Source organism: Micromonospora sp. NPDC047740, assembly GCF_043204735.1.
GTDB lineage: Bacteria > Actinomycetota > Actinomycetes > Mycobacteriales > Micromonosporaceae > Micromonospora.
The window spans coordinates 123,635-143,538 of the sequence record NZ_JBIDCT010000009.1 but is presented as its reverse complement, the minus strand read 5'-3'; the positions used below and the strand labels follow the sequence as shown (position 1 = coordinate 143,538).

Genomic DNA, 19,904 nt, shown 5'->3' with positions numbered 1-19,904 from the left:
CACCGGGAGGCCTGTCGATGGCCTTCCCGGAGCCGGGCCGCAGCGGCCAGCGGAGAGCGCGACAGCGGGAGACCACCAGCATGCACAACCAGCCCGGCAGACCGGCACCGGTGTTCGTCGACCGGACCGGCCGCCGCCGCCGGCTGACCATGGTCGCGGGCACAGCGATGGGCCTCGGCCTGCTCACCAGCCTCGGTCTGATCTTCGCCGGCCTCTTCTTCGACTCCTCCGTGCCACTGCCCGGGTGGTCGGAGACGAAGGTCGGGCCGCCGCTCGAGGTCGGGGTGGAGGTCTCGCCCCCGGCCGGGCAGACCAGGCCGCGCCCTCGTCCCGAGCCGGTGACCAGCATCACCCCGCCCGTGCCCTCGCCCACCACCATCCAGCCGACCGGCGCCGTCCGGGCCGCAACTCCGGCCCCCCGCCGCTCCGGCAGTGTGCCGGGTCAGGGTGACGAGCGGCGCAACAGCGCCAAGCCGAGCAAGAGCCCGGGCAAGCCCTGACCATGGCACGACACGTGGCCCGCCGCGACCCTCGGGCACACTGGTTGCTGCTCCTGCTGGGGCTGGTCGCCCTGCTTGCGGCGCTCAGCTTCAACGGCCTGGTCACCAACGTCCGCGGCGGCTCGGGCCCCGCCCAGACGCCCACCGCACCGGCACCGAAACAGGTCAGCGCCGCGGGACCCGTGCTGCGGCTGGACGGCCCCGCGCCGGTCACTCGGCGGCTCGCGCCGCGCACCCTGGCGCTGACCTTCGACGACGGACCGGACCCGCGGTGGACGCCGCAGGTGCTGGACGTGCTGCGCCGGCACCACGCCCGCGCCACCTTCTTCGTGGTCGGTGCCCGGGTGAACGAGCACCCCGACCTGGTCCGGCGGATCCTGGCCGAGGGGCATGAGATCGGCTCGCACACCTTCACCCACGCGGACGTGGGCAACGTGCCCGGCTGGCGGGCCAGGGCCGAACTCGCCTGGACGCGGAACGCGATCGCCGGCGCCACCGGCCGCGAGGTGACCCTGTTCCGGCCGCCCTTCTCGTCGACCCCGGCGGCGCTGACCCGGCCGCTCTACGACGCGCTGCGCGACGCCGCCGGCAGCGGGCACGTCGCGGTGCTCGCCGACCGGGACACCAGGGACTGGGAGCGCCCCGGTGTCCCGGCCATCGTCCGGGCGGCCACGCCGCAGGGCGGTGCCGGGGCGGCGGTGCTCATGCACGACGGCGGTGGCGACCGCAGCCAGACCGTGGCCGCCCTCGATCAGTTGCTGCCCGGCCTGGGCCAGGCGGGATACCGGTTCACCACCGTGTCGGAGGGGGTCGGGGCTCCCGCGTCGATGCTCCCGGCCGGCGTCGGCACCCGGCTGAGCGGGATCGCGGTTCGCTGGGCGCAGACCGGGGCCGGCTGGCTGGCCTCGGCCATGAATCTGCTGCTCGGCGTGGCGCTGCTGCTCGGGGTGGCTCGGCTCGGCGTGCAGGTGGCCTGCGCCCAACTGCACGTACGCCGGGTCCGCCGGCCCCGACGTCGCCGGCCCGTGGTGGGCGCGCCGGTCTCGGTGATCGTGCCGGCGTACAACGAGGCCGCGAACATCGCCGCCACCGTGCGGTCGCTGGTGGCCAGCGCATACCCGACGCTGGAGGTGATCGTGGTGGACGACGGCTCCAGCGACGGTACCGCCGAGATCGTCGAGCGGATGCGGCTACGGGGGGTACGCGTCATCCGGCAGGCGAACGCCGGCAAGCCGGCCGCGCTGAACACCGGCATCCGGGCCGCGCGCGCCGACCTGCTGGTGCTGGTCGACGGGGACACCGTCTTCCAGCCGGACACCCTCCACCGGCTGGTCCAAGGCTTCGCGGACCCTCGCGTCGGCGCGATCAGCGGCAATACCAAGGTGGCCAACCGGCGCCGGCTGCTCGGCCGCTGGCAGCACCTGGAGTACGTGATCGGGTTCAACCTGGACCGCCGGATGTACGACGTGCTCGAGTGCATGCCGACCATCCCCGGCGCGATCGGGGCGTTCCGCCGCGAGGTGCTGCTCGCCGTCGGCGGCGTCCCCGCCGACACCCTTGCCGAGGACACCGACCTGACCATGAAGGTGCTCCGGGCCGGCTGGCGGGTGGTGTACGAGGAGCGCGCGATCGCCTGGACCGAGGCGCCGTCGTCGCTGCGCCAGCTCTGGCGGCAGCGGTACCGCTGGTGCTACGGCACCCTGCAGGCGATGTGGAAGCATCGGCACGCGCTGTACGAGCCGGGGGCGGGCGGGAAACTGGGCCGACGGGGTCTGCCGTACCTGACCGTGTTTCAGGTCGTGCTGCCGTTGGCCGCTCCGGCGGTCGATGTCTTCGCCCTGTACGGACTGCTCTTCCTGCCCTGGTCGAAGCTCGTGCTGGCCTGGGTCGGGCTGCTCCTGCTCCAGGGCTTCACCGCCGCGTACGCGCTGCGCCTGGACCGGGAGCGGTTCGGGCCCCTGTGGGCGCTGCCGTTCCAGCAACTCGTTTACCGGCAGGTGATGTACCTGGTGGTGGTGCAGTCGGTGGTGACCGCGGTGATCGGCAACCGGCTGCGCTGGCAGCGGATGGCGCGTACCGGGGAGGCGGCCGCCCTGGCCCCGCCGGCCCCGGTCCGTTGAGCGGTTGCTGGGTGACCCGGTGACGCCCCTGCGACGCGGCGAACGTGGCGGGCGTCAGCGGGTGGTGAGGAGGCCGGCGGACCAGGCGACGACCAGGCCGATCACCGCCGAGCAGCAGCAGACCAGCAGGGCGGCGGCCACCACCGCGAGGATCACCCAGGTCGGCCCGCGCCGGGCCGCCCCCGTCGGGGGTGCCTCCGCCCCGGCCGGCTCCTCCTCGGCGGTCATCCTGGCAGTCTAGGGGCGGCGAAGGTTCGCGGCGGCGGGGCAGGATGGGCCGATGGAGCTGATCTCGATCGAGGACGTCCAGGCTGCTGCCGACGACATCGCCGGAACGGTCGTGCGTACCCCACTGCTGCCGGCACCGTGGGACGACGAACTCTGGCTCAAGCCGGAGAGCCTGCAACCGGTGGGGTCGTTCAAGCTGCGCGGCGCGACCCACGCGGTGGCCCGGCTCGACCCGGCCGCCCAGTCCCGGGGCGTGGTGACCCACTCGTCCGGCAACCACGGGCAGGCCCTCGCGTACGCGGCGCGGGCGTTCGGGGTCCGGTGCTCGGTGGTCGTCCCCGAGGGAGCGCCGCAGGTCAAGGTGGACCGGATCCGGGCGCTCGGCGCCGAAGTGCGGTTCGTCCCGCGGGCCCGCCGGCTGCCGGAGGCGGAGCGGATCGCCGCCGACACCGGGGCCACGCTGGTGCCGCCCTTCGACGACCGGCGGATCATCGCCGGGCAGGGCACCATCGGGCTGGAGATCGTGGCGGACCTGCCCGACGTCGACGTGGTGCTGATGCCGGTCGGCGGCGGCGGGCTCTCCTCGGGAGTCGCCACCGCGGTGAAGGCGCTGCGTCCGTCGGCCACCGTCGTCGGGGTGGAACCGCTGCTCGCCGCGGACGCCCAGGAGTCGCTCGCCGCCGGTGAGCTGGTGGTCTGGGACGTCGAGCGGACCTACCGGACCAGCGCGGACGGGCTGCGTACCAACCTCTCCGAGTTGACCCTCGCCCACCTGCGGGAACGCCTCGACGGCATTATCACGGTGACCGAGGAGGAGATCGCCGCGACGATGGGCCGGCTGGCCCGGGAGGCCCGGCTGGTGGTGGAGCCGAGCGGAGCCGTGGCGGTCGCCGCCCGCCTCTTCCACGCCGACGCGCTGCCGTCCGGCCGGACCGCCGCCGTGCTCACCGGCGGCAACGTCGACCCGGCGGTCCTGGCGTCGGTGCTCACCGCTCCCGCCCCCTGAGGCCCTCGCGCACTTGCCCGGGAAGAGTGGCTATCGGAGTCGAAATAGGCACTCCTTCCGGGAAAGCGGGGCCAAGGGCGCGGCGCGTCAGCGGCGGGATCAGGCTCGGCCCAGCCGGTCGAGGATCCAGGCGTTGATGAACGCCTCCTCGCGCCAGGCGTCGTAGCGACCGCTCGGGCCGCCGTGGCCGGCGCCCATCTCGGTCTTGAGCAGGTAGTTGCCCTCCGGGGCGACCGCCCGCAGCCGGGCGATCCACTTGGCCGGCTCGTGGTAGAGCACCCGGGTGTCGTTCAGGCTGGTCACCGCGAGGATGGCCGGGTAGGCGACCGGGGCCACGTTCTCGTACGGGGTGTACGACTTCATGTACGCGTACACCTCGGGGTCGTTGAGCGGGTTGCCCCACTCCTCCCATTCGGTGACGGTGAGCGGCAGCGACGGGTCGAGGATCGAGGTGAGCGCGTCCACGAAGGGCACCTGCGCGACGATCCCGGTGAACGCGTCCGGCGCGAGGTTGGCCACCGCGCCCATCAGCAGGCCGCCGGCCGACGCGCCCCGGGCCACCAGGCGGTCGGTGGCCGTCCAGCCGGCCTTGACCAGGTGCCGGGCGCAGGCCACGAAGTCGGTGAAGGTGTTCTTCTTGGCGAGCAGCTTGCCCTCGTCGTACCAGCGCCGGCCGAGTTCGCCGCCGCCGCGGATGTGCGCCACGGCGAAGATGACGCCCCGGTCGAGCAGGCTGAGCCGGGCGATGGAGAACCACGGGTCCATGCTCGCCTCGTACGAGCCGTAGCCGTAGATGAGGCAGGGGGCGGAGCCGTCACGCGGGGTGTCCTTCCGGCAGACCAGCGAGATCGGCACCCGGGTGCCGTCGTCGGCCAGCGCCCAGTCCCGGTGCTGCTCGTAGTCGGCCGGGTCGTACGCCCGCCCGTCCGGCCCGGGGCGGACCGGCTTCTGCTTGCGCAGCACCATCTGCCGGGTGACCAGGTCGTAGTCGTAGACCGAGTCCGGGGTGACCAGCGAGGTGTAGCGGAGCCGCAGCTCGCGGGTGCGGTATTCCGGGTTGGCGTCCAGCCCGACGCTGTAGATCGGCTCCGGGAAGTCGATGTCGTACGGGTCGCCGCCGCCGACCGGCAGCACCCGCAGCCCGGTCAGCCCGTTGCTGCGCAGCGAGACGACCAGGTGGTTCTCGAACGCGTCGACGGACTCCAGCCGGGTGCCAGGCGAGTGTTCGATCAACGGGGTCCAGTCGCCGGGCGTGTCCGCCGAGGTGAACGCGAGGGCGAAATCCTCCGCGCCGTCGTTGTGCAGGATCAGGAACCGGTGCCCGTGGTGCTCCACCGAGTATTCGACGCCCTGCCGGCGCGGGGCGATGACGGCGGGCTCGCCGGTCGGGTTGGCCGCCGGGACGACCCGTACCTCGCTGGTGATCTTGCTGTGGATGTCGATCAGCACGAACCGCTCGGAGCGGGTCAGCTCGACGCCCACCCAGAACCGCTCGTCGTCCTCCTGGTGGACCACCACGTCCTCGCTCGACGGGGTGCCGACGGCGTGCCGCCAGACCCGGTTCGGCCGCCAGGCGTCGTCCACCGTGACGTAGAAGAGCGTCGAGGCGTCGCTCGACCAGGCGGTGCCGTAGAAGGTGTCCGGGATCTGGTCGGGCAGCACCTCGCCGGTGCTCAGGTCCTTGATCCGCAGGGTGAACCGCTCGTCGCCGGCGAGGTCCGTCGAGTATGCGAGCCAGCGCCCGTCCGGGCTGACGTCGAACGCGCCGAGGGCGAAGAAGTCGTGCCCCTCGGCGAGCAGGTTCTCGTCGAGCAGCACCTCCTCGCCGTCCAGCGGGGCGCCGTCGGCGCTGATCGGGGGCGCGGTCTCGCCGTCCCGGACGCCCCGGCGGCAGTGCACGCCGTACTGCTGGCCCTCGACCGTGCGGGTGTAGTACCAGTACCCGTCCTTGCGGGTGGGCACCGACAGGTCGGTCTCCTGGGTGCGCCGGCGGGTCTCCTCGAACAGTTGGGACCGCAGCTCCGCCAGGTGCGTGGTGCGGTCCTCGGTGTACGCGTTCTCCGCGGTCAGGTAGGCGATCGTCGCCGGGTCGTCCTTGGCCGCCAGCCAGGCGTACTCGTCGACGACGGTGTCGCCGTGGTGGGTGCGCTCGCTCGGCACGCGCTTGGCGACGGGAGTCTCGGTGGTCACGGCGTCACGTTACCGGCCGGCCGCCCGGCTCCGGGCCTGCGCTCTGCCGGATCCGGCAACTTGCCGCCGAGGCTTTCGAACATGTGTACGATGACCGCCATGGCGGCTGCAGCGAGTTCCACCCATCGTCCCGGAGCCCTCGACATCACCCGGCGCCTCGCCGAGATCTGCGGCCCGCCGTTCGCCCGGTTCGCCGGCCCGGCCGACGAGGTGGCCGGCCGGACAGCCCGCTGGGTGGCGGTGCCGGGCGGCCCGCACGCCGCCGCGGAGGTGTTGCGGCTGGCCGCCGCGCACGACCTGACGGTGGTGCCGCGCGGCGCCGGCACGAAGATCGACTGGGGGGCCGCCCCGGCGCAGGTCGACATCATGCTGGACACCGGCCGGCTCGCCGGGGTCTGGCACGAACCGCAGGGCTCCGGGGTGGCCGAGATCGGCGCCGGCACCCCGCTCCGGGCGGTCCAGGCCACCCTGGAACGCACCGGCCAGCGCCTCCCGGTCGACGCGCCCTCCCCGGGGGCGACCCTGGGCGGAGTGCTCGCCGCCGACGAGGCCGGCCCGCTCCGGCTCCGGCACGGCAGCCCGTGCGCCCAACTCGTCGGAGTGCGCTACCTCGACGCCGACGGCGAACTCGTCAGCGTCGGCGAGCCCGGAACGGCGTCGCTGGGCCGGGCGGCACCGACGGCTCGCGACCGGGCGAGCGGCGCGGCGGCGCCCGCCGGCGGGCCTGGCGGCGGTGCCGCGGCGCTCTTCGGCACGGGCGACCTGCCGGGGCTGGACGTGGCCCGGCTGCTCTGCGGCTCGCAGGGTGGCCTGGGCGTGCTGGTCTCGGCCACCCTGCGGGTGCAGGCCGCGCCGGCCAGCCGGGTCTGGGTGTCCCGGCCGGTCTGGACCCCGCTGGAGGTGCACGACCTGGTCCGGGCGGTGCTCGCCGCGCGGCTCGACCCGGCGGCCGTCGAGCTGGACCTGCCCGTACCGGTGCCGCTGCCGCGCCGGCGGGTCTCCCCGTGGCACCCGTCGGTCGCCGGGCGACCCGACCACCCGGCGCTGACCGGGCAGGCCACCCGGCCGGCCGCCGCAGGCAGCCTGGTGGTGCTGCTGGAGGGCGGCCCGGCGGACGTCGCGGAGCGGGCCGAGCGGCTCACCGCCCTGCTGGGCGGCGATGCGGTCGTCGGCCACGCGGCGCCGGAGTGGTGGGGGCGCTACCCCTTCGCCCCCGGCGACACCGCGCTGCGGATCGAGGTGCCCATCAACGACCTGCACGCGGCGGTCTACGCGCTGCGTGACGCGGCCGGCAGCCCGGTGCCGGTCCGGGGCTCCGCCGGGGTCGGCACGGTGCACGCCGCGCTGCCCGGCTCGCTGGCCCCCGACCGGGTGGCCTCGATCCTCGCGGCCGTCCGTGGCGTGCTCCTCGCCCGGCAGGGCCGCTGTGTGGTGGTGTCCGCCCCGGCGCCGGTCCGCCGCACCGTCGACCTCTGGGGTGAGCTGCCCACCCTGCCCTGCCTCCGCACGGCGAAGGCGCACCTCGACCCCCACCACCGCCTGGCCCCCGGCCGCCTCCCCGGCGGCCTCTGACCCCCGGCCCCCGCTCTCGTTGATCAAGGAGTTTGCGTCAGGATCCGGCCCGCGCCGGACGCAAACCCCTTGATCAACGCCGCCAGAGGGGGCGGCGGTCAGAGGGTGTCGTTGCGGAGGACGAGGATGGCGATGTCGTCGCGGGGGGTCTCCACGGAGAAGCCGATCGCCGTGGCGCGCAGCCGGGCCGCGACCACGTCGGCGGAGTAGCCGGCCAGCGGGGCCGCAGACTCGCGCAGCCGTTCGGTGCCGAACAGCTCCCGGCCGCGCCGGCGCTCGGTGACCCCGTCGGTGTAGAAGATCAGCGCGTCACCCCGGCCGAGAGTGATCTCGGCCGTCGGGGTGGTGATCGAGTCGAGCAGCCCGAGCGCCGTACCGCCGGTGCCGACGAAGGCCGCCCCGCCGCCACCGGGCAGCAGTACCGGGCGGTCGTGCCCGGCCAGGTGCAGGGACACGTCGAGCTGGCCGCCCTCACCCGGCCCGACCGCCGCCAGCGCCAGCGTGCAGTACCGGCCGCTGCCGCGCTCCACCAGCGTCTCGTTGAGTCGGCCCAGCACCTCCGGCAGCGGCTTGCCGTCGCCGACCAGCACCCGGATCACGTCCCGGACCAGACCGGTCACCGCCGCCGCCTGCACGCCCTTGCCGGAGACGTCCCCGATGACCACCAGCCACCGGCCGTCCGGCAGCGGGACCACGTCGTAGAAGTCGCCGCCGACGTCGGCATCGTCGCCGGTCGGGACGTACTCGGCGGCGAAGCCGATGCCCTCGACGACCGGGAGCACCGGCGGCAGCAGCGACTGCTGGAGGGTCTGGGCCACCCGGCGGCGCTCGGCGTGGATGCGGGCGTTCTCGATGGCGAGGGCGGCCCGACGGGCCACGTCCTCCAGCACCGAGACCTCGTCCGGGTCGTGCCGCTGCCGCTGGTGGCGGCCGACGGCCAGGGTGCCGAGCCGTTGCCCGCGGGCGATCAGCGGCACGGCGAAGCCCTCCATCGGCCCGCTGAGCGGCACCTGCGCGGCGCTCCGGGACGCCTCCCGCAGCCGGGCCTGGATCGAGTCCGGTCCGGTCTCCTCGAGCACGCGGTGCAGCTGCGGCAGCACCGACTCGTCGGCGTGGCTGCACGCGGCGAGCCGCAGCCGCCCCCACTCGTCGGTGGTGTGCACCGCGCACCACTGGCCGAGCCGCGGCACCACCAGCTGCGGGATGAGCGCCATGGTCAGCTCGACGTCGAGGGACTGGGCGAGCAGCTCGCTCGCCTCGGCGAGGAAGGTCAGCCAGGCCGACCGACGGACGTCCGCCCGGCGCAGCCGGTCGTTCTCTAGGTGCAACGAGAGCCGTTCGGCGGCCAGCACCGCGAGCGGCCGGGCGTACGCCGACGGCGCCGCGTCCAGCTCCAGCTCACCGGCGTACGGCCGGTGCACGGCGAGCGGCACCCGGAGCAGCTCGCTGCCCGCCCGGGGCTGCCGGCCGTACCGGGCGAGCACCTGGGTGCCCTGCCCGTCGCCCCGGTCCAGCCGGACCACGCCGCCGGCCGCGCCCACCATCTCGGCGAGCCGGGCCAGCAGCCCGTTGGCGAACTCCGGCAGCGGGTCGTCCGCGTACGGGTCGGGGGTGGTCTGCATCAGCTCGCTCATCGCGGCGGCGCTCGGGGCGCTGTCTGTCGCCCCGCCCGGGGTGACCGCCGTGTGGTGCTCGGCCACGGCCGGTGGCGCGGCGGACGTCACCTCGTGCCGGTCGAGCCGGAACCAGACGCCCTTGCCGGTGGGCAGGTAGGTGGTGCCCCACCGGCTGGCGAAGTGGTCCACCAGCAGCAGGCCGCGCCCGCGCTCGGCCACCTCGGCGATCTCGGTGCTGACGTTGCGTACCCCGACGATCAGTTCCTCGACCGGACCGGACGCGAAGTCGGTGACCGTGACGGTAAGCCCCCCGTTGTCCGCCTCGACCTCGATGTCGAGTTCGGTGCGCGCGTGCTCGATGGCGTTGGTGGTGAGTTCCGTGGTGAGCAGCAGGGCCTCGTTGAGCAGTTCGTCCAGATCCGCCTCGCCGAGGACGGACCGGACCAGCGCCCGGGCCGCGGCGGGCGTACGCCGGTCGGCGGGGAGCCGGACACGCCGGACGTGCTCATCCGCGCCGCCGTCCATCGCGGGCCCCGCCTCCGCTGACACCTTCGTATCCTCCACCGCCGCCGTCCCTGGTGCCAAGCGCCCCCCCGCCGCGCCACTCCGCCAAGCGAGCGGGCGCGCCGGGTCGGCTGGTCGTCACCTCGACCTGCCGCGGGCAGAATGGTGGGATGTCGGCACGAGCCGGTTGGCCCCGAGCTGAGCGAGGAATGATGACCACGGCGAAACAGTCGCTAGCCGCGGACCCGTCCGCGCCCGAGCACGAGGCGCTCCTCGGCGACCTCGTCGAGGCGCTGCGGCAGGTGCGCCGGGGCGACCTCAAAGTCCGGCTGCCTCGACGGGCCGGCCTGGCCGGTGAGGTGGCCGACGCCTTCAACGACGTGGTGTCGCTGCAGGAGCGGCAGCACCTGGACCTGCGCCGGATCAGCCGGATCGTCGGCCGGGACGGCCGGCTGACCGAACGCCTCGACGACGAGGGCCTGGACGGCTCGTGGGCGGAGGGGCAGCGGGCAATCAACTCGTTGATCGACGACCTGGGCCGGCCGACCACCGAGATCGCCCGGGTCATCGTGGCGGTGGCCGACGGCGATCTGTCCCAGCACATGGCGCTGGAGATCGACGGTCGCCCGCTGCGCGGTGAGTACCTGCGCATCGGCCGCACCGTCAACACCATGGTCGATCAGCTCTCGTCCTTCTCGAACGAGGTGACCCGGGTGGCCCGCGAGGTGGGCACCGAGGGCAAGCTCGGCGGGCAGGCCGACGTACGCGGGGTCGCCGGCACCTGGAAGGACCTCACCGACTCGGTGAACACCATGGCGTCGAACCTCACCTCGCAGGTGCGGTCGATCTCCCAGGTGGCCACGGCGGTGGCGAAGGGTGACCTGTCGCAGAAGATCACCGTGTCGGCCAAGGGCGAGGTGGCCGAGCTGGCCCACACCTTCAACTCGCTCACCGACACCCTGCGGCTCTTCGCCGAGCAGGTGACCCGGGTGGCCCGTGAGGTGGGCACCGAGGGCAAGCTGGGCGGCCAGGCGGAGGTGCCGAACGTCGCCGGCACCTGGAAGGACCTGACCGACAGCGTCAACTCGATGGCGTCGAACCTGACCGCGCAGGTGCGCAACATCGCCCAGGTCTCCACCGCGGTGGCCCGGGGCGACCTCTCCCAGAAGATCACGGTGGCCGCGCAGGGCGAGATCCTGGAGCTGAAGGACACCGTGAACACGATGGTGGATCAGCTGTCGTCGTTCGCGGACGAGGTGACCCGGGTGGCCCGTGAGGTGGGCATCGAGGGCAAGCTGGGCGGTCAGGCCCAGGTACGCGGGGTGTCCGGCACCTGGCGCGACCTCACCGAGAACGTCAACCAGCTCGCCGGCAACCTGACCAGTCAGGTGCGGAACATCTCGCAGGTGTCCACGGCGGTGGCGAAGGGTGACCTGTCGCAGAAGATCACGGTGGACGCGCAGGGCGAGATCCTGGAGCTGAAGAACACCGTGAACACGATGGTGGATCAGCTGTCGTCGTTCGCGGACGAGGTGACCCGGGTGGCCCGTGAGGTGGGCACCGAGGGCAAGCTGGGCGGTCAGGCGCAGGTGAAGGGTGTGTCCGGCACCTGGCGGGACCTGACTGACAACGTGAACTCGATGGCGTCGAACCTGACCAGTCAGGTGCGGAACATCGCCTCGGTCACCACGGCGGTGGCGAAGGGTGACCTGAGCCAGAAGATCACGGTCGACGCCCGGGGCGAGATCCTGGAGCTGAAGTCCACCGTGAACACGATGGTCGATCAGCTCTCCTCGTTCGCCGACGAGGTGACCCGGGTGGCCCGTGAGGTGGGCACCGAGGGCAAGCTCGGCGGCCAGGCCCAGGTACGCGGCGTCGCCGGCACCTGGCGCGACCTGACCGACAACGTGAACTCGATGGCGTCCAACCTGACCAGCCAGGTGCGCAACATCGCCCAGGTGTCCACGGCGGTGGCGAAGGGTGACCTGTCGCAGAAGATCACGGTGGACGCGCAGGGCGAGATCCTGGAGCTGAAGAACACCGTGAACACGATGGTGGATCAGCTGTCGTCGTTCGCGGACGAGGTGACCCGGGTGGCCCGTGAGGTGGGCACCGAGGGCAAGCTCGGTGGTCAGGCGCAGGTGAAGGGTGTGTCCGGCACCTGGCGGGACCTGACTGACAACGTGAACTCGATGGCGTCGAACCTGACCAGTCAGGTGCGGAACATCGCCTCGGTCACCACGGCGGTGGCGAAGGGTGACCTGAGCCAGAAGATCACGGTCGACGCGCAGGGCGAGATCCTGGAGCTGAAGTCCACCGTGAACACGATGGTCGATCAGCTGTCGTCGTTCGCCGACGAGGTGACCCGGGTGGCCCGTGAGGTGGGCACCGAGGGCAAGCTGGGCGGTCAGGCGCAGGTGAAGGGCGTCTCGGGCACCTGGCGCGACCTCACCGAGAACGTCAACCAGCTCGCCTCGACCTTGACCACCCAGCTCCGGGCGATCGCCCAGGTCTCCACCTCGGTGACCCGGGGCGACCTGACCCAGCGGATCGCCGTCAAGGCGCAGGGCGAGGTCGCCGAGCTGAAGGACAACATCAACCAGATGATCGTCACCCTCCGGGAGACGACGAAGAAGAACGCCGAGCAGGGCTGGCTGGACTCCAACCTGGCCCGGATCGGCGGCCTGCTCCAGGGCCAGCGGGACCTCGGCGAGGTCTGTCGCATGATCATGATGGAGGTGACCCCGCTGGTCGACGCGCAGCTCGGCGCGTTCTTCCTGGCGGACAGCTCCGAGGGGAGCATGCGGCTGCGGCTCACCGCCTCGTACGGGTATGTGGCGCGGGGGCACGACGTGACCTTCGGGCCCGGCGAGGGGCTGGTCGGCCAGGCCGCCCTTTCCCGGCGGACCATAAGGGTCAGCGCCCAGCCCGACGGGCGGCTGATGCTGCGCTCCGGGCTGGCCGAGACGCCCCCGGCCGACCTCGTGGTGCTGCCCGTCCTGTTCGAGGGCGAGCTGCTCGGCGTGATCGAGTTCGCCGGGGTGATCACCTTCTCCGAGCTGCACCTGTCGTTCCTGGAGCGGCTGGTCACCACGATCGGCATCGCGGTCAACACGATCCAGGCCAACCGGCGTACGGAGGAGCTGCTGGCCCAGTCGCAGCGGCTGGCGCTCGAACTTCAGGAGCAGTCGGCGGAGTTGCAGCGCACCAACGCCGAACTGGAGGACAAGGCCAAGCTGCTCTCCGAGCAGAAGGCCAACATCGAGACCCAGAACCGGGAGATCGAGCTGGCCCGGCTCGGCCTGGAAGAGAAGGCGCAGCAGCTCACCCGGGCGTCGGCGTACAAGTCGGAGTTCCTGGCGAACATGAGCCACGAGCTGCGCACGCCGTTGAACTCGCTGCTGCTGCTGGCCCGGCTGCTGGCCGAGAATCCGGACCAGAACCTGACGCCGAAGCAGACCGAGTTCGCCCGCACCATCCACAGCGCCGGATCGGACCTGCTCTCCCTGATCGACGACATCCTGGACCTGGCCAAGATCGAGGCTGGCCGGATGGACGTGGAGCCGACCGAGGTGCGCTTCTCCGAGCTGCGCGGCTACGTCGAGCAGGCGTTCGCCCCGCAGGCCGAGGAGAAGGGCCTCGACTTCCAGGTACGGATCAGCAAGGATCTGCCCCCGGCGCTGGTCACCGACGCCCAGCGGTTGCAGCAGATTCTGCGCAACATGCTCTCCAACGCGGTGAAGTTCACCGACCACGGCGCGGTGACGCTGCGGATCGCCCCGGCCGCCGAGAACGCGGTCTTCGACGTGCCCGCGCTGACCAACGCCCGGCGGGTGATCGCGTTCACGGTGATCGACACCGGGATCGGTATCTCCGATGACAAGCTGTCGCTGATCTTCGAGGCCTTCCAGCAGGCGGACGGCACCACGAGCCGCCGGTACGGGGGCACCGGGCTGGGCCTGTCGATCAGCCGGGACCTGGCGCGCCTGCTCGGCGGCACGATCACCGTGTCGTCGGCGCCCGGCCAGGGGTCGACCTTCACCCTCTTCGTACCGGACGTGCTGGCACCGGACGCGGTGGTGGCGCCGGCGCCACCCTCGCCGAGCCGCGCGGGCCTGCCGTCGTCGCTGCTCATGCCGATGGAGCTGCCGCAGCCGCAGGAGACTCCGGCGGCCCGGCGGCTGGAGGGCGTGACCGTCCTGATCGTCGACGACGACGTCCGTAACGTGTTCGCCCTGACCTCCGCGTTGGAACTGCACGGGATGACCGTGCTGTACTCGGACAACGGGGCGGACGGCGTCCGCCAGTTGGCCGAGCATCCGGAGGTGGACATCGTGTTGATGGACGCGATGATGCCGGACCAGGACGGCTACGAGACGACCCGGCAGATCCGGCGCAATCACCGCTTCGTGGACCTGCCGATCGTGTTCCTGACCGCCAAGGCGATGCCCGGTGACCGGGATTCGGCGATCACGGCCGGGGGTAGTGACTACATCACCAAGCCGGTGGACCTGGACGAGCTGATCGAGATGATGGCGTCCTGGATCGGCCGGAGCCGAGGCGAGGAGACCCCGTGACCCAGACGGCCAAGGCGCTGCTGGTGGACGACCGGCGGGAGAACCTGATGGCCCTGGAGGCGATCCTCCAGGGGCTGCCGGTGCAGTCGGTCGCGGTGGAGAGCGGCGAGGCGGCGCTGAAGCAGCTCCTCGTCGACGACTTCGCGGTGATCCTGCTCGACGCGCAGATGCCCGACATGGACGGCTTCGAGACCGCCACCCACATCAAGCGGCGGGAGCGGACCCGGCACGTGCCGATCATCTTCCTCACCGCGGCGGACAAGGACGCCCAGCTCGCCCTGCGCGGCTACGCCGTGGGCGCGGTCGACTACCTGACCAAGCCGTTCGACCCCTGGGTGCTGCGCGCCAAGGTGTCGGTCTTCGTGGAGCTGTGGGTGAAGACCCGGCAGCTCGCCGCCCAGTCCGACCTGGTGCGGGAGCGGGACACCCAGTGGCGGGTGCTCACCGACGCGGTCGACGAGGCGACGGCGCTGCTGCGCGCGGACGACGGCCCGGACGCCCGGGAGCGCGCGGTGGACCTCCTGGAGCAGGCCCGCTGGGGCAACACCCGCTGAAGGGTCAGCCGGCCCGGTCGCCGTGTCCCCTCGCGGCGCGCCAGGCCCGCCACCGGTCGCCCATCGTGTCGAGTTCCCCCTGTACGAAGAGGAAGAAGTCCCGCATCTCGGCCACCCGCTCGCCGGCCGGCGTGTCTCGCCCGAGCAGCGCGTCCACGCCGCCGTTGGCGATGTCGATGAAGTTCTTGTAGAGGGCGGTCTTGGTGATGGTGGCCTCGTACCAGGGGTTGTCCGGCATCCGGTATCGGTCCCTCCGGGAGCCCTTGACCGGCTCGCGGACCAGCATGGCGAACTGGGTCAGGTAGCGGACCGCGCCGGAGACCGCCGCCGCACTGACCCCGAGCCGCTCGCCGATCTCGGCGGCGGTCAGCGGCTCGTCCGCGCTCATCACGGTGAACAGCACCCGGCCGGCCATCCGGGGAAAGCCGACGTCCGCGAAGGCCATCGCCATCCGTTCGACGAAGAGGTGGACCTCCTCCTCGTTGCGGGCCGGGCGGTGGTCAAGCATCGGCGGTGGCTCCTCCCGTTAAAAAGTCGTGAAGACGATGGTGCCCCAGCTCTCACAGTCTTCACAAGTTTATGAAACGAGCGTAGCTTCCGAAGTATGGAAACCCCAATTGAGGTGTCCGGCCTGGTGAAGAATTTCGGCCGGACCCGGGCACTCGACGGACTCGACCTCACCGTCCGCACCGGGGAGGTGCACGGCTTCCTGGGCCCCAACGGCGCCGGCAAGTCGACCACCATCCGGGTGCTGCTCGGCCTGCTGCGGGCGGACGCGGGGGCCGTCCGGCTGCTCGGCGGTGACCCGTGGCGGGACGCCGTCGCCCTGCACCGCCGCCTCGCGTACGTCCCCGGTGACGTCACCCTCTGGCCGAACCTGAGCGGCGGCGAGGTGATCGACCTGCTGGGCCGGATGCGCGGCGGGCTGGACCCGAAGCGCCGCGCCGAGCTGCTGGACTCCTTCGAGCTGGACCCGCGCAAGAAGGGCCGGGCCTACTCCAAGGGCAACCGGCAGAAGGTGGGCCTGGTGGCCGCGCTCGCCTCCGACGTCGAGCTGCTCATCCTCGACGAACCGACCTCCGGGCTGGACCCGCTCATGGAGGAGGTCTTCCAGCACTGGGTCCGCCGGGCCAAGCAGGACGGCCGCACCGTGCTGCTCTCCAGCCACATCCTGGCCGAGGTGGAGGCGCTCTGCGACCGGGTGACGATCATCCGCAACGGCCGCGCCGTCGAGTCCGGCACCCTCGGCGAACTGCGCCACCTGCACCGCACCGCGATCGACGCCGAGGTCGCCGCGCCACTGGACGGGCTGGCCGACCTGCCGGGTGTGCACGACCTGCGGGTGGACGGCAACCGGGTGCGCTTCGACGTGGACTCCGCCGCCCTGGACACCGCCCTGCGCCGGCTCACCGAGCTGGGCGTACGCAGCCTGGTCAGCCAGCCGCCGACGCTGGAGGAGCTGTTCCTGCGGCACTACGAGGCGATCCCCGGCCAACCGGCCCCTGCCGAGGCGACCCGATGAGCACCTTGACCGGCACGCGTCACCTGGCCCGGCTGATCCTGCGCCGGGACCGCGTCCTGCTCCCGCTCTGGGTGCTGCTGCTCGCCGTCCTGCCGATGACGTACGCGACCAGCTTCTTCGAGCTCTTCCCGACGGACGCCGACCGGGCCGCGTACGCCGCCGGCACGGCCCGCAACCCGTCGATCGTCGCGCTGCTCGGCCCCGTGTACGGCGACAGCGTCGGCGCGCTGACCGCCCAGCGCTCCGGCTTCCTGCTGGTGATCATCGCGCTGGCCAGCCTGCTCACCGTCGTCCGGCACACCCGCACCGAGGAGGAGGCCGGCCGGCGGGAGCTGCTCGGCGGCACGGTGCTCGGCCGGTACGCCGGGCTGACCGCCGCGCTGCTCGTGACGTACGCGGCCGACCTGCTGCTCGGGCTGCTCACCGCGGCCGGGCTGGTCTCCACCGGGCTGCCGGCGGCCGGCTCGTACGCGTACGGCCTCTCCGCCACGCTGACCGGCGTCGTCTTCGCCACGATCGGTGGGCTGGCCGCCCAGCTCACCGAGACCGCGGGCGGGGCGCGGGGCATCGCCATCGCGGTGCTCGGTGCCGCCTTCGGGCTCCGGCTGCTGGGTGACACCGCCACGCACGACTGGCCGAGCTGGCTCTCCCCGCTGGGCTGGGCGCCGCGGGTGCGGCCGTACGAGGGGGAGCGCTGGTGGGTGCTGGTCCTGCCGCTCGTCGCGTCGGTGTTGATCGCGGCGGTCGCGTACCCGGTCTCGGTGCGCCGCGACCTGGGGGCCGGGGTGCTGCCGCCCCGGCTCGGGCCGACCACCGCCGGCCGGGCCCTCTCCGGATCGTTCGGGCTGGCCTGGCGGCTGCACCGAGGGCAGATCCTCTGGTGGTCGGTCGGCTTCGGTCTGCTCGGGTTGATCCTCGGCGGGGCGGCGCAGGCCGCCGGCCGGTCCGTCGAGGGCAACCCGCAGTTGGAGGAGATCATGGCCCGGATCGGCGGTGCCTCGGGGCTGTCCGACGCCTACCTGGGCGCCACGCTGAGCCTGGCCGGCCTGGCCGCGGCCGGGTACGGCGTCCAGGCCGCCCTGCGGATGCGGGCGGAGGAGACCGCCGGGCGGGCCGAGCCGCTGCTGGCGACCGGCGTGCACCGCTCGACCTGGCTGCTGTCCCACGTGGTGTTCGCGCTGCTCGGGCCAGTGGTGGTGCTCGCCGTGACCGGCTTCACCACCGGCCTGACCTACGGGCTGAGCGTGCACGACGTGCCGGCGGAGCTGCCCCGGATGGTCGGCGCCGGGCTGGCCCAGGTGCCGGCGGCGTGGGTGCTGACCGGGATCGCCGTGCTGCTCTTCGGGCTGCTGCCCCGGCTCGCCTCGGTGGCCTGGGCGGTGCTCGCGGTCTGCGTGCTGCTCGGCCAGCTCGGCGCCGTGCTGAAGCTGGACCGGTGGCTGCTGGATCTCTCCCCGTTCAACCACACCCCGCAGGTGCTGCGGGAGCATTGGAACGCCACCCCGCTCTACGTGCTGGCCCTCGTGGCGCTGCTGCTCGCGCTCGCCGGCCTCACGGCCTTCCACCGCCGCGACACCCCCGTCACCTGACCCCTGCGGCCCGCACCGTTGATCAAGGAGTTTGCGTCAGAACATCGCCGCCGGCAGACGCAAGCTTCTTGATCAACGCAGCAAACGGGCGGGGTGGGTCAGGGGGCGGTTTCGTTGCGGATCATCAGGGCCGAGCGGAGGCCGGTGATGTCCAGGACGCGCAGGAGGAAGTCGCCGACGTTGCTGAGGACCAGGAGGCTCTGCGCGTGGCTGGCCTTGCGGCTCAGCACCACCAGCGTGCCGAGCCCCTGCGAGTCGCAGAAGGTCACCCCGCCGAGGTCGAGCACGATGCGCGGCGGCGCATCGGTCAGCACCTCATTGACGACAGTCGACAGCTGGGCGGCCGTGAGCATGTCGATCTCACCAGCGAGGCGAAGCACGGCTTCGTCGCCCGACCGGTGTACCGCGATGGACAGTTCGGCACGATCCACCCGGTTAGCCTATCGCGATCTCGACCGCCCGGCCCGTCGAGGCACCCCAGCTGTCGATCTCGGCCGGACGGACGGCGTGAGCCCGGTAACCCCCCGTGCGGGGTGGCTGCTGATCAGCCGCCCGACGCTGACACAATGGCGGCATCGTGACCGAGACCATTTCCGCCGGATCCGGCCGTTACCCGGCCGACGCGCCGGCCTCCGAGGCCCTGTTCGACCGCGCCAAGGCCATCGTGCCGGGCGGGGTGAACTCCCCTGTACGCGCGTTCCGTGCCGTCGGCGGCACCCCGCGCTTCATGGTCCGGGGGGAGGGTCCCTGGCTCTTCGACGCCGACGGTCGCCGCTACGTCGACCTGGTCTGCTCCTGGGGCCCGCTGGTCCTCGGCCACGCCCACCCCGCGGTGGTCGAGGCGGTGCAGGCCGCCGCCGCGTACGGCACCAGCTTCGGCACGCCGACCCCGGGCGAGGTCGAGCTGGCCGCGGAGATCGTCGACCGCACCCCGGTCGAGCAGGTCCGCCTGGTCAACTCGGGCACCGAGGCGACCATGTCGGCGATCCGGCTGGCCCGCGGCTTCACCGGTCGCGCAAAGATCATCAAGTTCGCCGGCTGCTACCACGGCCACTCGGACGCGCTGCTCGCCGCCGCCGGCTCCGGCGTGGCCACGTTCGGCCTGCCCGACTCGCCCGGCGTGACCGGCGCGGCCGCCGGCGACACCATCGTGCTGCCGTACAACGACCTCCGTGCGGTGGAGGAGGCCTTCGCCGCCGAGGGAGCGCACATCGCGGCGATCATCACCGAGGCGGCCGCCGGCAACATGGGCGTGGTCGCCCCGCGCGACGGCTTCAACCAGCAGCTCGCCCGGATCGCCCACGCGCACGGCGCGCTGCTCATCGTCGACGAGGTGATGACCGGGTTCCGGGTCTCCCGCGCCGGCTGGCACGGCCTCGACGCCAGCGACGCGGACCTGTGGACGTACGGGAAGGTCATGGGTGGCGGGCTGCCCGCCGCGGCGTTCGGCGGGCGTGCGGAGGTCATGTCCAGGCTGGCGCCGGCCGGCCCGGTCTACCAGGCCGGCACCCTCTCCGGTAACCCGCTGGCGTGCGCCGCCGGCCTGGCCACGCTGCGGCTGGCGGACGACGCGCTCTACCGGAAGCTGGACGAGACGGCCGCCGTGGTGGGCAAACTCGCCACCGACGCGCTGGCCGCCGCCGGCGTCCCGCACCGCCTGTCGACCGCGGGCAACATGTTCTCGATCTTCTTCACCGACGCCGACGTGGTCGACTACGACAGCGCCCGCACCCAGCAGGTGCCCGCGTTCAAGGCGTTCTTCCACGCGCTGCTCGCGGCCGGCGTCTACCTGCCGCCGAGCGCGTTCGAGGCCTGGTTCGTGTCGGCGGCGATCGACGACGCCGCCCTGGAGCAGATCGCCGACGCCCTGCCGGGCGCGGCGACGGCGGCGGCAGCGGCGGGACACGGGGGGTAAAGGCCGTGAGC

Annotated in this window: 14 protein-coding genes; 9 read left to right on the top strand and 5 right to left on the bottom strand. The window is 72.8% G+C overall.

What is annotated here, in order from left to right:
- Nucleotides 1-17 precede the first annotated feature (17 nt).
- Nucleotides 18-500 (top strand): hypothetical protein, encoded by a 483-nt coding sequence (locus tag ACGF4F_RS18385; protein WP_393078641.1) that lies wholly within the window; start codon nucleotides 18-20, stop codon nucleotides 498-500.
- Between the two features lie 2 nt (nucleotides 501-502).
- Nucleotides 503-2,620 (top strand): bifunctional polysaccharide deacetylase/glycosyltransferase family 2 protein, encoded by a 2,118-nt coding sequence (locus ACGF4F_RS18380; protein WP_393078638.1) that lies wholly within the window; start codon nucleotides 503-505, stop codon nucleotides 2,618-2,620.
- A 54-nt stretch (nucleotides 2,621-2,674) separates the two neighbouring features.
- On the opposite strand, the gene ACGF4F_RS18375 is transcribed toward ACGF4F_RS18380, so the two are convergent.
- Entirely contained in the window at nucleotides 2,675-2,848 is a 174-nt protein-coding gene (locus ACGF4F_RS18375; RefSeq protein WP_393078635.1) for a hypothetical protein, read from the bottom strand.
- Nucleotides 2,849-2,900: 52 nt separating this feature from the next.
- On the opposite strand from ACGF4F_RS18375, the gene ACGF4F_RS18370 reads away from it, so the two are divergent.
- Complete coding sequence (locus ACGF4F_RS18370) at nucleotides 2,901-3,854, top strand: threonine/serine dehydratase (protein WP_393078632.1); 954 nt, start codon at nucleotides 2,901-2,903, stop codon at nucleotides 3,852-3,854.
- Nucleotides 3,855-3,953: 99 nt separating this feature from the next.
- Here the strand turns inward: ACGF4F_RS18370 and ACGF4F_RS18365 are convergent, their stop codons facing one another.
- Complete coding sequence (locus ACGF4F_RS18365) at nucleotides 3,954-6,044, bottom strand: S9 family peptidase (RefSeq protein ID WP_393078629.1); 2,091 nt, start codon at nucleotides 6,042-6,044, stop codon at nucleotides 3,954-3,956.
- Between the two features lie 99 nt (nucleotides 6,045-6,143).
- On the opposite strand from ACGF4F_RS18365, the gene ACGF4F_RS18360 reads away from it, so the two are divergent.
- On the top strand, nucleotides 6,144-7,616 hold the full coding sequence (locus ACGF4F_RS18360) for an FAD-binding oxidoreductase (protein WP_393078627.1): 1,473 nt from the start codon (nucleotides 6,144-6,146) through the stop codon (nucleotides 7,614-7,616).
- Between the two features lie 98 nt (nucleotides 7,617-7,714).
- Here ACGF4F_RS18360 and ACGF4F_RS18355 read toward each other — a convergent pair whose 3' ends face one another.
- Nucleotides 7,715-9,781, bottom strand: coding sequence for a SpoIIE family protein phosphatase (locus ACGF4F_RS18355; protein ID WP_393078624.1), 2,067 nt, complete (start codon nucleotides 9,779-9,781; stop codon nucleotides 7,715-7,717).
- A gap of 164 nt (nucleotides 9,782-9,945) precedes the next feature.
- Here ACGF4F_RS18355 and ACGF4F_RS18350 point away from each other — a divergent pair, with 164 nt between their 5' ends.
- On the top strand, nucleotides 9,946-14,313 hold the full coding sequence (locus ACGF4F_RS18350; protein ID WP_393078621.1) for a HAMP domain-containing protein: 4,368 nt from the start codon (nucleotides 9,946-9,948) through the stop codon (nucleotides 14,311-14,313).
- Nucleotides 14,310-14,867, top strand: a complete 558-nt coding sequence (locus ACGF4F_RS18345) for a response regulator (RefSeq protein ID WP_357434666.1) — start codon at nucleotides 14,310-14,312, stop codon at nucleotides 14,865-14,867. Before ACGF4F_RS18350 ends, ACGF4F_RS18345 begins: the two co-directional genes overlap by 4 nt.
- A gap of 4 nt (nucleotides 14,868-14,871) precedes the next feature.
- Here the strand turns inward: ACGF4F_RS18345 and ACGF4F_RS18340 are convergent, their stop codons facing one another.
- Nucleotides 14,872-15,375, bottom strand: a complete 504-nt coding sequence (locus tag ACGF4F_RS18340) for a MarR family transcriptional regulator (RefSeq protein WP_357434667.1) — start codon at nucleotides 15,373-15,375, stop codon at nucleotides 14,872-14,874.
- 96 nt (nucleotides 15,376-15,471) lie between these two features.
- Between ACGF4F_RS18340 and ACGF4F_RS18335 the strand changes: the two genes are divergently transcribed.
- A complete protein-coding gene (locus tag ACGF4F_RS18335; protein ID WP_357434668.1) occupies nucleotides 15,472-16,389 on the top strand; it encodes an ABC transporter ATP-binding protein in 918 nt (305 codons plus the stop codon).
- Nucleotides 16,386-17,978, top strand: coding sequence for an ABC transporter permease (locus ACGF4F_RS18330; RefSeq protein WP_393078616.1), 1,593 nt, complete (start codon nucleotides 16,386-16,388; stop codon nucleotides 17,976-17,978). Before ACGF4F_RS18335 ends, ACGF4F_RS18330 begins: the two co-directional genes overlap by 4 nt.
- A 98-nt stretch (nucleotides 17,979-18,076) precedes the next feature.
- Here ACGF4F_RS18330 and ACGF4F_RS18325 read toward each other — a convergent pair whose 3' ends face one another.
- Nucleotides 18,077-18,409, bottom strand: coding sequence for an STAS domain-containing protein (locus ACGF4F_RS18325; protein ID WP_357434670.1), 333 nt, complete (start codon nucleotides 18,407-18,409; stop codon nucleotides 18,077-18,079).
- 146 nt (nucleotides 18,410-18,555) lie between these two features.
- Here ACGF4F_RS18325 and hemL point away from each other — a divergent pair, with 146 nt between their 5' ends.
- Nucleotides 18,556-19,893, top strand: coding sequence for a glutamate-1-semialdehyde 2,1-aminomutase (gene hemL / locus ACGF4F_RS18320; protein WP_357434671.1), 1,338 nt, complete (start codon nucleotides 18,556-18,558; stop codon nucleotides 19,891-19,893).
- The last annotated feature ends 11 nt before the right edge of the window (nucleotides 19,894-19,904 follow it).